Source organism: Hoeflea algicola (assembly GCF_026619415.1).
Classification (GTDB): domain Bacteria; phylum Pseudomonadota; class Alphaproteobacteria; order Rhizobiales; family Rhizobiaceae; genus Hoeflea; species Hoeflea algicola.
Map to the genome: position 1 here is coordinate 1,102,623 of NZ_JAOVZR010000001.1, position 14,655 is coordinate 1,117,277.

The window sequence follows — 14,655 nt, forward strand, 5'->3', positions numbered from 1 at the left end:
TGCATAAAGATGCAGGCGCATTTTTCTTGAATTTTCAGTGCCCAATGCCGTAAGACACTCACACTTTCAGCAAACCCGCTGCAGTTTCGAATGATTCTAAACTAGGTTCTAGGGAGCCGCCCCGCCGCCGTCAAGAGCGCGGACGCGATATCCACCCGCCGGCCCGTGTCCAAGTTGACGCACCGCAGGCGCGCGAACCCAGCTCACGTATGGAGTACGAATGCCTGAAGTCATTTTCAATGGCCCCGCCGGCCGCCTCGAAGGCCGCTACCAGCCGGGCAAGGAAAAGAACGCGCCCATCGCCATCATATTGCATCCGCACCCACAGTTCGGCGGCACTATGAACAATCAGATCGTCTACAACCTGTTTTATATGTTCCAGCAGCGCGGTTTCACCACGCTGCGCTTCAACTTCCGCAGCATCGGTCGCAGCCAGGGCGAATTCGACCATGGCGCGGGTGAATTGTCCGACGCCGCAGGCGCGCTCGACTGGGTTCAGAGCCTGCACCCCGATTCCAAGAGCTGCTGGGTTGCCGGCTATTCTTTTGGCGCCTGGATCGGCATGCAGTTGCTGATGCGCCGCCCGGAAATCGAGGGCTTCTTCTCGATCGCGCCCCAGCCCAACACCTATGACTTCTCGTTCCTGGCGCCCTGCCCCTCGTCCGGCCTGATCATCCATGGCGATGCAGACAAAGTGGCGCCGGAAAAGGACGTCATTGGCCTGGTTGAAAAACTCAAGCTGCAAAAGGGCATTCTGATCACCCAGAAGACCATGCCCGGCGCCAACCACTTCTTCACCGGTAAGGTCGACGAGTTGATCGGCGAGTGCGAGGATTATCTCGACCGCCGCCTGGCCGGCGAACTGGTCCCGGCAACGGCTGCCAAGCGCCTGCGCTGACACCGCCACAATCAATACGAATGCAAAGGCATGGCGGCGCTCGCCATGCCTTTTTTGTTTGAGAGTTGATATCGGCCTCTTGGTGTCGGACCCCATGAACCAATGGCGGTCGGACGACAGCTTTGCAGTATTTCGAATCTTACGGATTCTGTCGCAGCCTGATCAAGCAACTATGCGGTTTTGATTGTTCCCGAAAAACTGATAATGCCAATTTTCCTATCAAAGCGCAGATGTTGGTCCGGTTGCTTATGCAGATCGGTCCGAGGGCCATTGTGAGGCTCGTGAAGCGACACCCAAGAACGAAAAAGGCTGGAGGAAGCGGCAAGAGCGTGATGAAACACGTCTGACTCCGCCCCCTGAGGAATATCATGACTGTCTTCGGATTTACGCTCGTACTTGCGGCCGCCTTTTGCCACGCAACCTGGAATTTCCTCGTCAAACGTATAAATGGCGGACCAGAACTCGTCTGGCTTTTCTCAGCTGTTTCGGTGCTGATATACATTCCGATTGCCGGCTACATCATCATAACCGACAGGCCACATTTCGGGTTTTGGGAAATTCTGTTCGTGGCTGGCAGCATACCGCTCCACCTTGGTTATTTCCTGCTCTTGCAGACAGGATACCGAAAAGGCGACTTGTCACTGGTCTATCCGACGGCGCGCGCCACCGGACCTTTTCTGTCGACGACTTTCGCCGTTTTGTTTCTTGGCGAGAACATGACCGCTCAAGTCGCGCTTGGAGCGGGCGCTGTGATTATCGGCGTGGTTGGTCTGACAGGGGGAATAAAAAGCCGCGCGAAAAACCTGACCACGTCGATCGGGTTTGGCATCGGTGCGGGCGTGCTGATTGGGAGCTACACCATCTGGGATGCGTACGCCGTTTCTGTCGTGTTGGTCTCGCCAATTCTTCTCGACTTCGTTTCAAACATCGGACGCACCATACTTCTCACGCCAATCGCCTTAAAACGCAAAGAGCGCGTGGCATACTATTGGCGGGAACACAGGCTTGATGTGGTGGCAGTCGCGGTATTCAGTTCGCTTGCCTATGTGCTTGTTCTGTATGCACTTACCTTCACGCCAGTCGTATATGTTGCTCCTACCCGTGAGATCAGCGTCTTGCTGACCGTGCTGATGGGGAGCCTGTTGCTCGGCGAAGGTGATCTGGCGCGGCGAATGAAATGGGCCCTGCTGATTTTGATGGGTGTTGCGTTGCTGGCAACAGCTTAGAAGCCGCAAACACGACCAATTTCACATCGCCAACTGCCTTGATCAACGACAGGCACTTCAGCGCGGACAAGCTTCAATCCAGTTCGACGACCATGCCATCCTGTAATGTCACGCGGCGGTCCATCAGACCGGCCAGGTCGTGGTTGTGGGTGGCTATCACCGCCGACAATCCCGATTGCCGGACCAGCGCGTCGAGCGCTTCAAACACATAGCCGGCGGTCTCGGGGTCGAGATTGCCGGTCGGCTCGTCCGCCATCAGGATCAGCGGCGCATTGGCCACCGCCCGGGCAATCGCCACCCGTTGCTGTTCGCCGCCCGAAAGCTCCGAAGGCCGGTGCTCGCCGCGATGGCCGATCCGCATGTAATCGAGCAATTGCGCGGCGCGCTCCTTGGCGTCGGCATTCGACAAGCCCGAAATCAGTTGCGGCATCATGATGTTTTCAAGCGCCGAAAACTCGGGCAAAAGATGATGAAACTGGTAGACGAAGCCGATCTCGGAGCGCCGGATCGCGGTGCGGCGGTCATCAGAAAGCTGGCCGCAAGCCTCGCCGTCGATGATCACGTCGCCCTCATCGGGCCGCTCAAGCAGCCCCGCCAGATGCAAAAGAGTCGATTTGCCGGTGCCCGATGGCGCAACCAGCGCAACCGTTTCGCCGGGCTGCAGCGCAAAATTCGCACCGTCCAGAATTGATATCTGGTTTGTACCCTGGACGAAATGGCGTCCGACATTGACCAGTTCAAGAACGGGGCGGACGCCGCCAGAGGCCGTTTCATTCATATCGCAACGCCTGTACCGGATCGAGCTTGGAAGCCCGCCACGAGGGAATCAACGTGGCAATGAAAGACAGAACCAGCGCCACGACCAGCACAACCACGGTCTCGCCCGAATCCATGTCGGCAGGCAACTGGCTGAGGAAATAGAGTTCCGGATTGAACAGCGATGTGCCGGAAATCCAGGAAAAGAACTGTCGGATGCTCTCGACATTGAGGCAGACCACCACGCCGAGCAGAAAACCGGCAAAGGTGCCGGTCACGCCGATCGCCGCGCCGGTCATGAAGAAGATCCGCATGATCGCTCCGGACGTCGCCCCCATGGTACGCAGGATGGCGATATCGTGACCCTTGTCCTTGACCAGCATGATCAGCCCCGAAATGATATTCAGCGCCGCCACCAGAATGATCAGCGTCAGGATCATGAACATCACGTTGCGCTCGACCTGCAATGCCGAGAAGAAGGTCTGGTTGCGTTGCCGCCAATCGGTAATGAAGATCTGCCGGTTCGCCGCAGCCTCGATCAGCGGCCGCATCTCGTCGATATTGTCGGGATTCTTGACAAAGATCTCGATCGATTGCACCAGCCCTTCGGAGTTGAAGTAGAGTTGTGCCTCCTCGAGCGGCATGTAGATGATCGAGGAATCATATTCCGACATGCCGACTTCGAAAATCGCCGACACCGCATAGGCCTTGACCCGCGGCGTCATGCCGAATGGCGTGACATCGCCCTCCGGCGCCACCAGCGTGATCAGGTCACCCGCGACCAACCCCAGCGACTGCGCCATCCGCGATCCAATCGCCACACCCTCACCTGAGGTAAATCCGACCAGGTCGCCGGACCTGACATTCTCCGCGACAATCTTCATCGATTGCAGGTCTTCCGGACTGATGCCACGCACCAGCGCACCGGTTCCCGCGCCGCCCACTCCCGAAGCCAGCGTCTGGCCTTCCACCAGCGGGATCGCGGTAATCACGCCGTCGACTGCCTTCAACCGTTCCGCCAGAGCAACATAATCATCAAGCGGTCGGTCGATCGGCTGAACCACCATATGCCCGTTGATGCCCAGGATTCTGCGTGATCAACTCACCGCGAAACCCGTTCATTACCGCCATCACGATGATCAGCGTTGCCACACCCAGAGTGATGCCGACAAAGGAAAATCCGGCGATCACCGAAATGAAGGCCTCTTTGCGCCGTGCCCGCAGATAACGCCAGGCCACCATCCGTTCAAACGCAGAAAACGGCTTGGCCGACGGCGCATCTGCATGGCCCGCAGGGACTACTGGATGGGGACTGCTTGCTGTGGCGACGTCCGGATCGGTCATGTGGCTATCCTTTGGACAAACCTTCGCCTAGCGGGCTTGCGCGAGGCGGTTGATGGCGGCTTCGATCGACAGTGTCTCGCGCTCGCCGGTTGCCCGGACCTTGATTTCGACATTGCCGTCGGCGACGGACCGTGGTCCAGCGATGACCTGCAGTGGCAAACCGATCAGATCGGCCCTGGCGAACTTGCCACCGGCGCGCTCATCAGTGTCATCGTAAAGCACCTCAAGCCCGGCATTCTCCAGTGCTGTCTCAATCTGCTCGCAGGCAGCATCGCAACCCGCATCGCCTGGCTTCATGTTGATCAGCCCGACGTCGAACGGCGCCACGCCTTTTGGCCAGATGATGCCGTTTTCATCATGCGATGCTTCGATAATGGCGCCGAGCAAGCGCGACGGACCGATACCGTAAGAGCCCATCGACACGAAATGCTGCTTGCCGTCTGCCCCCTGAACAGAAGCATTCATCGGCTCGGAATATTTGGTGCCGAAATGGAATATGTGGCCGACTTCAATGCCACGGGCCGAGACGCGGGTATCTTCGCTGAGCCCATCCCAGGCATCGCGCGCCCAGTCTTCCGCCTCCATGATTTCGTCGGTGGCGGCGAACGGCGTTGTCCACTTCTCGACCACGGCGGCGACGGCGGCGGCATCATCATAGTTCATGTCCGCGCCTGGCACGGCAAAGCCTTCGAAGTCGCGGTGGCAGAAGACCTGGCTTTCGCCGGTTTCGGCCAGCACGATGAATTCATGGCTCAGGCTGCCGCCAATCGGCCCCGTGTCCGCGCGCATCGGGATCGATTTGAGCCCGCAACGTTCAAATGTACGAAGGTAGGACACGAACATTCGGTTGTAAGCAGCCTTCGAGGCCTCGTAATCGAGATCGAAAGAATAGGCGTCTTTCATCAGGAATTCACGACCGCGCATCACGCCAAAGCGGGGCCGGCGCTCATCGCGGAACTTCCACTGGATATGATAGAGATTGAGCGGCAGATCCTTGTAGGACTTGACGTAGGAGCGGAAAATGTCGGTGACCATTTCCTCGTTGGTCGGCCCGTAGAGCATCTCGCGGTCATTGCGATCATTGATGCGCAGCATCTCCTGACCGTAATCATCGTAGCGGCCGCTTTCCTTCCAGAGGTCTGCGGGCTGAATGGTGGGCATCAGGATCTCGATGGCGCCGGCCCGATTTTGCTCTTCGCGGACGATGTTGCAAACCTTGTCGAGTACCCGCTTGCCCAGCGGCAACCAAGAATAGACCCCCGCGGATTGTTGCTTGATCATGCCCGCCCGCGCCATCAGCCGGTGGGAGACGATTTCCGCATCCTTGGGATTTTCCTTGAGGATGGGCAGGAAGTACTTCGACAAGCGCATGGGATGATCCGGTTTGGTCTTGAGCCTTGAAGGCAGAATCGGGCAAAATGAGGGTAGTTACGCAGTGCGTTCTTATCCGCTTCGCGGGGTAAAGAAAACCCGTAGTGCCGCCAGCTTGCGCCATCCGGCGGCACTTCGTCCCAACCAATCACTTCATGTTACAAACCACCCAAAAAGCGCGTGACAAGCGCTTTGGATTGAGTTAAATAAAGCACACAAATGAGGCATTCCTTTGAGGAAATGCCCAATTCGCGGTCAAAGTCTTGGGAGGATAAGATCTCAGGCGCGCTTTGTTCGCAGCCCCCGGGCAACCGGGAAACAGATCACGCGACACCTGAACAACAAGGCTTCTGCCTTGTTTTTTTTGCCCGCATTTGGCGAGTTCCGATCAAACCGGCGCTCTGACACCGTGACGGCACCTGCCGCGCAGCGCATAGAGCGCGCGCACGGCCGCCGGATTCAACCCGCTCAATCCTGCTTACGTGCGCCCTTGCCGAGTTCTTCCTTGGCGCGAGTGTCCTTATCCATCTTCCTGAGGCTGTCCTTGACGCTGTCATCTGCTTTCTGCTTAACGTCAGGAACCGCGTGCCGCTGGTTGCGTACACTGGCCTGATCGTTGCCCTGCAGGTCATTGTCGCCCATCTTGTCCTGAGCGAGGTCGGTTTCCGTCAATGTCGGTGTTTTGCCTGGTGTCTCCGCCATACCTGGTCTCCATTGGTTGTTGCGTACCTCTCGTGAACGGAGAGAGGTTCGCAAAGTTCCAATGAAAATGTGATTCGCGGGGTAAGCCGCTGCGCTCGGGCGCCTGGCAGGCAGATCAGTTTGGAATCAGGACTTGAAGTCCGGAGCCAAGGCAATCAGGTCATCGAGCGTGTAGCCGCCGCCCAGCGTGATCAGCAAATAGATGGCAAGCAGCACCAACGAGATCAGCGTGGTGCGCCAGAAGATTGGCGCGAAGCGGAAATGCGCTGGCGCGCTGTGGGTGGTTCCAAGCGTCACCTCCCCCTCGTCGGCCTGGCTGCGTGCTGAAAACGGCAACACGGTAAACAGCACCACCCACCAGATGATGAAAAAAATCGCAAAGCTGGTTCCGAAAACCATTGTCTCATTCCTCTACAGCGCCGGTCTCTACAGGCTTAGCCCAGTCATTGATGCGCATCATACCGCCTGAATGCGGTAAAACCATGCAAATGCGGTACCCCCGCCGGCGTAGCCGTGCCGGCATCGCCTCAGGCTTGTTCGAGCTCGATCAACGTGCCGTTGAAATCCTTCGGGTGCAGAAACAGCACCGGCTTGTTGTGGGCGCCAATCCTCGGTTCGCCGTCGCCCAGCACCCGCGCGCCCTCCTGCTTGAGCTTGTCACGGGCAGCCAGAATATCTTCGACCTCGTAGCACACATGATGCATCCCGCCGGAGGGGTTCTTAGCCAAAAACGCTGCAATCGGTGAGTCAGGTCCCAACGGTTCAAGCAGTTCGATCTTGGTGTTGGGCAGCATGATGAACACCACGGTGACACCGTGCTCGGGCAGCACCTGCGGCTCTGTCACCTCGGCGCCCAGCATGGTCTGGTACTGGGCGCTTGCCGCGGCGAGATCAGGCACCGCAATGGCAACATGGTTCAGTCGTCCAAGCATGATCGTCCTCTCACACCTTGCTGACGAACACTGTCACCACGGGCTTCTTGCCCCATACCTCGTTCGCAGCTGCACGAACAGAGCGACGGATTGCCTCGCGCACCCCGTCGATGTCCTTGCGGCGCCCACGCGGGATGCTCTCGACCGCTCCCAGGACGGAATCATAGAGAATATCCTCCATGTCGTCGCCGCTGTTGTCGAATGCCGGCAGGCCGATTGCCGAGACCACCGGATCGCGTTGAAATTCAAAACGCTGATCAAGCATCACATTGACCGAGACATGGCCTGCGAACGACAGCTTGCGCCGTTCGGAAATCCCCATCTCGTCATAATCGCCGATCAGCTGGCCATCCTTGTAGACCCGGCCATGCGGCGCTTCGCCGATTACTTCCGGCGCACCTGGCGCCAGCCGCAGGATCGAGCCGTTGCGCACACGCGGGGTCAGCGCGATGCCGGAAGCCTGCGCCAGAGCGGCCTGCGCGGTCAGATGCGCCGCCTCACCATGCACCGGCACAAGGATCTTCGGCTTGACCCACTCGTACATCTGCACCAGTTCGCTGCGCCGTGGGTGACCGGAGACATGCACCAGTGCGTCGCCGTCCGAGATCACCTTCACGCCCTGATCGATCAGCGCGTTCTTGATCTCGATAATGCCCTTCTCGTTGCCGGGAATGGTTCGTGACGAAAACACCACCGTGTCGCCGGCAGCAAGCGCAACATTGCGCATCTCGTCGCGCGACAGTTTGGCCAGCGCCGCACGCGGCTCACCCTGGCTGCCGGTCAGGATCACGACGACCTTGTCGCGCGGAATATATCCGTATTCGTCTTCGGCAAGAAAGCCGGGCAGTCCGTCCATCATGCCCAGATCGGTCGCCACATTGACAACCCGCTTGATCGAGCTGCCGAGCAACAGAACTTCCCGTCCTGCGTCGCGCGCAGCCTCGGCGATCGACCGGATTCGGCCGACATTGGACGAGAACGTGGTGATCGCCACCCGGCCTTCAGCCTGCTCGATGACTTCGCGCAGACCCTGGCTGACTTCTTTTTCCGACGGCGAAATTCCCTCGCGCATGGCGTTGGTGGAATCGCACATCATGGCAAGGATTCCCTCCTCGCCCAACTGCCGGAAACGGTTCTCGTCGGTCAACGGTCCGAGCGACGGCGTGGCGTCGATCTTCCAGTCACCGGTATGAATGAGATTGCCCAGCGGCGTCCGGATCGCCAGCGAGAACGGCTCGGGAATCGAGTGGTTAACCGCCACCGGTTCGATTTCGAAGGGACCGACTTGGAACCGCTCACCCGCCTTGAAAACGGTTACCGGCACTTCGGCCCGAGTCCGCTCATAGGCGCGCTTGGCTTCCAGCATGCCGGCGGTGAACGCCGAGGCATAGACAGGCACCTTGAGCTGCGGCCAGATCGGCGCAAGCCCGCCATAATGGTCCTCATGGGCGTGGGTGATAATGATTGCCTTGAGCTGATTGCCAAGCTTCTTGACGAAATCGATATCGGGCAGAATCAGATCCACACCGGGCAGTTCCGGCCCGGGAAACGTCACCCCGCAATCAACCATGATCCATTCACGCTGTTTGGGAGAGCCATAGCCGTAAAGCGCGAGATTCATGCCGATTTCGCCAACGCCGCCGAGCGGGATGAATACGAGATCCTGGTCTTTTGTCATCAATTATCCTGTCTGGTCATTTCCATGAGCGGGGAAAAACACGTCGCCGGAGGCGATCATCTGCTTGTTCCCGTCCGGCGTTGCAAGAATTAGCCTGCCCTCGCCGTCTATACTGTCAAACAGACCATGTATTTGGCGGTCTGGCAAATTCACCGTTACCGGTTTTCCGATCCCGTCGACACGCGTCATCCAGACATCCCGGATGGCGGTGAGGCCGCGTCCCTGATCCCATTTTGACAGTGCCAAATCCATCGACACCACCAACCGTGCGAACAGTTCCTGCGGCGTAGCAGCACTTCCCCGCTCGTGAAGGCATGTCGCCGGATAGAGCCCGGCTTCGGGACGATGAGCGATATTGATGCCGCATCCGATTACCACCGCGGTGCCGCCCCCAGGGAGCTGTTCGGCTTCAATTAAAATACCTGCGGTCTTGCGGCCATCAAGCAACAAATCGTTGGGCCACTTGATCCGCAGCTTGCCTGCATCGCTCGGCAACACCGTCGATATCGCGTCGTGGACAGCAATTGTCACAGCCAGCGGCAGGCTTGCCATCGCTTCCCACGGTGCTGGATCAATCAGCAACAGCGATGCATAGAGATTGCCCGGTTCGGATACCCAGACCCGCCCCCTGCGGCCACGACCACCGGTCTGGCGCGCCGCGGTGATCCACAATCCACCCTGATCGCCCGACCGCGCCCGGTCCATGCATTCGGCATTGGTGGATGCCACATCCCCCAACTCGATATGTCGAAAATCTGGACCCCTCATGCGGGCAACCGCGGCATGCTAGAAGAATGTCTTCGCGGCAACATCGGCGGCAAGGCCCAGCGGGTTGGAGATAACCACGAAGAACAGCACAAACAGGCCGGCGATTCCAAACACCAGTTTGAGTTCGCCCGCCACCGGAACAAAACTGTCAGACGGCTCATCGAACCACATGATCTTGACGATCCTGAGATAGTAGTAGGCCCCTACCACGGAAGCCAGCACGCCGATGATCGCCAACGCGTAGAGCTTGGCTTCGATGGCTGCAACGAAGACGAAATACTTGCCGAAGAACCCTGCCAGCGGCGGAATGCCGGCCAGCGAGAACATCATGATCGTCATCATCAACGCCATGAACGGATTGGTCTTGGCAAGACCGGCAAGATCGGTGATCTGCTCGACATTGCCCTCTTCCTTGCGACGCATCGCCAGAATGACGGCGAATGTGCCGAGCGTCATCACCATGTAGATCAGCATGTAGAGGATGACACCGCGCACCCCGGCCTGGCTGCCAGCAGCGAGACCGACCAGCGCGAACCCCATATGACCGATCGACGAATAGGCCATCAGTCGCTTGATACTCTTCTGACCGATCGCCGCAAACGCGCCAAGCACCATAGAGGCAATCGACATGAAGACGACAATCTGCTGCCAGTCGAGCGAGATCGGTTCGAACGCCTCGATCACGATGCGAATGAATACCGCCATGGCGGCAATCTTCGGCGCAGCCGAGAAAAAGGCCGTCACCGGTGTTGGCGCACCTTCATACACATCCGGGGTCCACATGTGGAAAGGCACGGCCGAAATCTTGAAGGCGATACCCGCAAGCACGAACACCAGGCCGAACACCAGCCCCAGCGAGCGGTCGTTGCTGGCAATCGCCGTGGCAATCTCGTCAAACCCGGTAAAGCCGGTGTAGCCGTAGACCAGCGATGCGCCGTACAGCAAAAGCCCTGAGGACAAGGTCCCGAGAACAAAATATTTAAGGCCCGCTTCAGTCGACCTCGAGCTCTCACGGTTGATCGCGGCGACCACGTAAAGCGCCAGCGATTGCAGTTCCATGCCCATATAAAGCGCAATCAGATCATTGGCCGAAATCATCAGCAGCATGCCGAGCGTCGCCAGCACGATGAGAACCGGAAACTCGAACTTGTCGATCCGTTCTGCCTTGGCATGACCCACGGTCATCACCATCGCGGTAATCGAGCCGATCAGCACCAGCACCTTCATGAAGCGTGCGAACGGGTCGGACAGGAAGGCCCCGTTATAAGCTTCGCCATTGCCGGTGAGCAGCACAAGCACCAGGCCGGCGGCAATCAGCAGCGCCACGGCCAATCCGTTGACGAGTGTCACCGACTTCTCGCCGGAGAACACACCCACCATCAACAGCAGCATGGCGCCCCCGGCCAGCATGAGCTCGGGCACAGAAAGCTGTAGGCTCGAAAAGAGGATATCTGGCGTCATGGTCCCGCAGTCTCCGTGGCTCAGTTCACAGTCAGCGCGAGATCGCGCGCTGCTTGCAGCGAAGCCGAGTAGTTGTTGATCAGCGCGTCAACCGAAGCCGCCGTCGCATCAAAGATCGGCGCCGGATAGACGCCAAAGAAGATAATAAGCACGATCAGCGGATACAGGATCGCCTTCTCGCGGCCCGACAGGTCGAGCATGGCTTTCAGGCTTTCCTTTTCCAGCGCGCCGAAGACGACACGGCGGTAAAGCCACAAGGCATAGGCAGCCGACAGTATCACGCCGATCGTGGCAAACAGCGCCACCATTGTATTGGCCTGGAAAACGCCCATCAGCGTCAGAAATTCACCGACGAAGCCGGAGGTGCCCGGCAGGCCGACATTGGCCATGGTGAAGATCATGAACGCAACAGCGTATCTCGGCATGTTGTTGACCAGCCCGCCATACGCCGCAATGTCACGGGTGTGAAGCCGGTCATAGATCACGCCGACACAAAGGAACAGCGCACTCGAGATCAAACCGTGGCTGAGCATCTGGAAGATTGCCCCCTGCACGCCCTGCTGGTTGGCGGCAAAGATACCCAGAGTCACGTAGCCCATATGCGCCACCGACGAATAGGCGATCAGCTTTTTCATGTCGGTCTGCATCATCGCCACCAGCGAGGTATAGATGATCGCCACCACCGAAAGGGTGAACATGAACGGCGCGAAATCGGCGGAAGCCAGCGGGAACATCGGCAGCGAAAACCGCAGGAAGCCGTAGCCGCCGAGCTTCAACAAGATGCCTGCCAGGATTACCGACCCCGCGGTCGGCGCTTCCACGTGCGCATCCGGCAACCAGGTATGAACCGGCCACATCGGCAGCTTGACTGCAAACGACGCGAAAAACGCAAGCCATAGCCAGGTCTGCATCTCCGCCGGGAAATCATGCGCCAGCAGCGCCCGGATATCGGTCGTGCCTGCATCCCAGAACATCGCCATGATCGCCAGCAGCATCAGCACCGAACCGGCGAGCGTATAGAGAAAGAACTTGAAACTCGCATAGACACGGCGCTTGCCGCCCCATACGCCGATGATCAGGAACATCGGTATCAGGCCGGCCTCGAAGAAGACGTAGAACAGCACGATATCGAGCGCACAGAACACGCCGATCATCATTGTTTCCAGGATCAGGAAGGAGATCATGTATTCGCGTACGCGCGTCTCCACCGACTTCCAGCTGGCCAGCACACACAGCGGCATCAGGAAGGTAGTGAGGATAACGAACAGCATCGAGATGCCATCCACACCCATCGCGTAGGAAAACATCGATCCGGGCAAATCGATGGCTTCCACCATCTGGAAGCCGGGATCGGCTGCATCAAAATTCGCCCAGATCAGCAACGACATGATGAAGGTCGCGGTGGTGCCGAGCAACGCCACCTGGCGAATATTGCGACGACCAATCTCTGTGTCATCCTTGATTGGCAGGATGAACAGGACACAGATCAAAGGTATGAAAGTGACGACGGACAGAAGAGGCCAATCGGTCATCAGAATGCACTCCCGAGCATCATCCATGTGACAAGCGCTGCAATTCCGATCAGCATCACGAAGGCGTAGTGGTAGAGATAACCGGACTGCAGTCGGACGACCCGGCCGGTGATGTCCTGAACCCGAGCGGCAATGCCATCGGGGCCGTATCTGTCAATGACGCGACCATCGCCCTGCTTCCACAGAAACTGGCCAAGCCATTTGGCGGGACGGACAAAGATGAAGTCGTAAAGCTCGTCAAAATACCATTTGTTGAGCAGGAACTGGTAGAGGACGCGATGATCCTCGGCCAGCCGCTTGGGCGTTTCGGGCGAGCGGATATAGAAGAACCAGGCCGTCAGCAGTCCCAGGAGCATGGCCACGAACGGGCTCAGCTTGACCCACAACGGCACGTGATGGAATTCATCGAGGATCGTGTTGTCGGGCAGCGTAAACAGTGCCCCCTTCCAGAATTCTGCATATTCATGGCCGAAGAAGTATCCCTCGAACAGAACACCCGCAAACAACGCGCCCGCGGCCAGAATGAACAGCGGAACCAGCATCACCAACGGTGATTCATGCGCGTGATGCATCACGTCGGCTGATGCCCGCGGCTTGCCGTGGAAGGTCATGAAGATCAGCCGCCAGGAATAGAAGCTGGTAAACATCGCCGCGATCACCAACAGTCCGAAGGCGATGCCGGCAGCCGGGTTTTCCGCAACATAAGCGGATTCAATGATGATGTCCTTGGAGAAGAAGCCGGCGGTACCCAGCATGGTGCCGGGAATGCCGACGCCGGTCAGCGCCAGCGTACCGATAATCATCATCCAGTAAGTTACGGGAATTTTTTTCCGCAACCCGCCCATGCGCCGCATGTCCTGCTCGTCGGAGACAGCGTGGATCACCGAGCCGGAACCAAGAAACAACAGTGCCTTGAAGAAGGCGTGCGTGAACAGATGGAAGATTGCCGCGCCATAGGCGCCGATGCCGAGCGCTACGAACATGTAGCCGAGCTGCGAACAGGTCGAATAGGCAATCACCCGTTTGATGTCGTTCTGGACCAGACCGACGGTAGCGGCGAAGAACGCCGTGATAGCGCCAATTGAGACAACTACGGTCAAGGCGTCGGGCGACAGTTCGAAAATCGGTGACATCCGCGCCACCAGGAACACGCCCGCCGTCACCATGGTGGCGGCATGGATCAGCGCCGACACCGGAGTCGGGCCTTCCATCGCGTCAGGCAACCATGTGTGCAGCAGGAACTGGGCTGACTTGCCCATCGCGCCCATGAAAAGCAGCAGGCAGACACCGGTGATCGCGTGCGCCTTGTCGAGCTGCATGCCGAACAGGTTGATCACCGCATCGCCGGCCGGTGCACCTTCTGCCGGCAGGAAATCCACGGCAGCGGCAAAGATCGTTTCGAACGAGGCCGAACCGAACAGCACGAACAGACCAAAGATGCCCAGCAGGAAGCCAAAGTCACCGACCCGGTTGACGACGAACGCCTTTATCGCCGCGGCATTGGCCGATGGCTTCTTGTACCAGAAACCGATCAGCAGATAGGAGGCGACGCCAACCCCTTCCCAGCCGAAGAACATCTGCAGCAGGTTGTCCGATGTCACCAGTGCAAGCATGGCGAAGGTGAAGAACGAGAGATAGGCAAAGAACCGCGGGCGGTGCGGGTCATGATGCATGTAGCCGATCGAATAAACGTGCACCAGGCAGGACACGGTGTTGACCACCACCAGCATGACCGCGGTCAGTGTGTCGATCCTGAGCGCCCAATCGACGCTGAAAGCACCCGATTCCATCCAGCGCATCACCGGGATGCGGACAGTTTCGCCATCCCCGATGGCGACCGAGTAGAACGCCACCCACGACAGCAGCGCCGCAACGATCAGAAACAGGGTCGTCACATATTCCGACGCCTTGGCACCGATCGCACGGCCGCCAAGACCGGCAATGAGCGCGCCGATAAGGGGAAGAAAGACGATAGCTTGGTACATGG

12 protein-coding genes and 1 pseudogene are annotated in these 14,655 nt (G+C 58.5%); 2 read left to right on the top strand and 11 right to left on the bottom strand.

The window, feature by feature from the left end; all coding sequences use genetic code 11:
- Window positions 1–220 precede the first annotated feature (220 nt).
- Window positions 221–898 (top strand): alpha/beta hydrolase, encoded by a 678-nt coding sequence (locus OEG84_RS05495; protein ID WP_267652792.1) that lies wholly within the window; start codon window positions 221–223, stop codon window positions 896–898.
- A gap of 368 nt (window positions 899–1,266) precedes the next feature.
- A complete protein-coding gene (locus OEG84_RS05500; protein ID WP_267652793.1) occupies window positions 1,267–2,124 on the top strand; it encodes a DMT family transporter in 858 nt (285 codons plus the stop codon).
- Window positions 2,125–2,197: 73 nt separating this feature from the next.
- Here OEG84_RS05500 and OEG84_RS05505 read toward each other — a convergent pair whose 3' ends face one another.
- From OEG84_RS05505 to nuoL, 11 genes and pseudogenes are all read right to left on the bottom strand, one after another.
- A complete protein-coding gene (locus tag OEG84_RS05505; RefSeq protein WP_267652794.1) occupies window positions 2,198–2,902 on the bottom strand; it encodes an ABC transporter ATP-binding protein in 705 nt (234 codons plus the stop codon).
- Window positions 2,895–4,122: pseudogene (locus tag OEG84_RS05510) on the bottom strand (lipoprotein-releasing ABC transporter permease subunit). The gene OEG84_RS05505 and the pseudogene OEG84_RS05510 overlap by 8 nt, the downstream one beginning before the upstream one ends.
- A gap of 129 nt (window positions 4,123–4,251) precedes the next feature.
- Complete coding sequence (proS, locus tag OEG84_RS05515; RefSeq protein WP_267652795.1) at window positions 4,252–5,595, bottom strand: proline--tRNA ligase; 1,344 nt, start codon at window positions 5,593–5,595, stop codon at window positions 4,252–4,254.
- A 468-nt stretch (window positions 5,596–6,063) separates the two neighbouring features.
- Window positions 6,064–6,297, bottom strand: a complete 234-nt coding sequence (locus OEG84_RS05520) for a hypothetical protein (RefSeq protein WP_267652796.1) — start codon at window positions 6,295–6,297, stop codon at window positions 6,064–6,066.
- A 126-nt stretch (window positions 6,298–6,423) separates the two neighbouring features.
- Window positions 6,424–6,696 carry a DUF1467 family protein gene (locus tag OEG84_RS05525; RefSeq protein WP_267652797.1) on the bottom strand — a complete coding sequence of 91 codons (273 nt, stop codon included), beginning with the start codon at window positions 6,694–6,696 and terminating at the stop codon, window positions 6,424–6,426.
- 128 nt (window positions 6,697–6,824) lie between these two features.
- Window positions 6,825–7,229, bottom strand: coding sequence for a methylmalonyl-CoA epimerase (gene mce, locus OEG84_RS05530; RefSeq protein ID WP_267652798.1), 405 nt, complete (start codon window positions 7,227–7,229; stop codon window positions 6,825–6,827).
- A 10-nt stretch (window positions 7,230–7,239) separates the two neighbouring features.
- The gene (locus tag OEG84_RS05535) at window positions 7,240–8,907 is read right to left on the bottom strand and encodes a ribonuclease J (protein ID WP_267652799.1); all 1,668 of its coding nucleotides are present in this window, start codon (window positions 8,905–8,907) and stop codon (window positions 7,240–7,242) included.
- A gap of 3 nt (window positions 8,908–8,910) precedes the next feature.
- Window positions 8,911–9,675: a biotin--[acetyl-CoA-carboxylase] ligase gene (locus tag OEG84_RS05540; RefSeq protein ID WP_267652800.1), complete on the bottom strand. Its 765-nt coding sequence runs from the start codon at window positions 9,673–9,675 to the stop codon at window positions 8,911–8,913.
- Window positions 9,676–9,693: 18 nt separating this feature from the next.
- Window positions 9,694–11,136, bottom strand: coding sequence for an NADH-quinone oxidoreductase subunit NuoN (gene nuoN, locus OEG84_RS05545; protein WP_267652801.1), 1,443 nt, complete (start codon window positions 11,134–11,136; stop codon window positions 9,694–9,696).
- Window positions 11,137–11,156: 20 nt separating this feature from the next.
- Window positions 11,157–12,668 (bottom strand): NADH-quinone oxidoreductase subunit M, encoded by a 1,512-nt coding sequence (locus OEG84_RS05550; protein WP_267652802.1) that lies wholly within the window; start codon window positions 12,666–12,668, stop codon window positions 11,157–11,159.
- Window positions 12,668–14,653 carry an NADH-quinone oxidoreductase subunit L gene (gene nuoL / locus OEG84_RS05555; RefSeq protein ID WP_267652803.1) on the bottom strand — a complete coding sequence of 662 codons (1,986 nt, stop codon included), beginning with the start codon at window positions 14,651–14,653 and terminating at the stop codon, window positions 12,668–12,670. The genes OEG84_RS05550 and nuoL overlap by 1 nt, the downstream gene beginning before the upstream one ends.
- Window positions 14,654–14,655: the final 2 nt, after the last annotated feature.

Bases quoted from the DNA above. Each gene is read 5' to 3' on its own strand.
- OEG84_RS05495 (WP_267652792.1), top strand. From the start codon at position 221: ATGCCTGAAGTCATTTTCAATGGCCCCGCCGGCCGCCTCGAAGGCCGC.
- OEG84_RS05500 (WP_267652793.1), top strand. From the start codon at position 1,267: ATGACTGTCTTCGGATTTACGCTCGTACTTGCGGCCGCCTTTTGCCAC.
- OEG84_RS05505 (WP_267652794.1), bottom strand. From the start codon at position 2,902: ATGAATGAAACGGCCTCTGGCGGCGTCCGCCCCGTTCTTGAACTGGTC.
- proS (WP_267652795.1), bottom strand. From the start codon at position 5,595: ATGCGCTTGTCGAAGTACTTCCTGCCCATCCTCAAGGAAAATCCCAAG.
- OEG84_RS05520 (WP_267652796.1), bottom strand. From the start codon at position 6,297: ATGGCGGAGACACCAGGCAAAACACCGACATTGACGGAAACCGACCTC.
- OEG84_RS05525 (WP_267652797.1), bottom strand. From the start codon at position 6,696: ATGGTTTTCGGAACCAGCTTTGCGATTTTTTTCATCATCTGGTGGGTG.
- mce (WP_267652798.1), bottom strand. From the start codon at position 7,229: ATGCTTGGACGACTGAACCATGTTGCCATTGCGGTGCCTGATCTCGCC.
- OEG84_RS05535 (WP_267652799.1), bottom strand. From the start codon at position 8,907: ATGACAAAAGACCAGGATCTCGTATTCATCCCGCTCGGCGGCGTTGGC.
- OEG84_RS05540 (WP_267652800.1), bottom strand. From the start codon at position 9,675: ATGAGGGGTCCAGATTTTCGACATATCGAGTTGGGGGATGTGGCATCC.
- nuoN (WP_267652801.1), bottom strand. From the start codon at position 11,136: ATGACGCCAGATATCCTCTTTTCGAGCCTACAGCTTTCTGTGCCCGAG.
- OEG84_RS05550 (WP_267652802.1), bottom strand. From the start codon at position 12,668: ATGACCGATTGGCCTCTTCTGTCCGTCGTCACTTTCATACCTTTGATC.
- nuoL (WP_267652803.1), bottom strand. From the start codon at position 14,653: ATGTACCAAGCTATCGTCTTTCTTCCCCTTATCGGCGCGCTCATTGCC.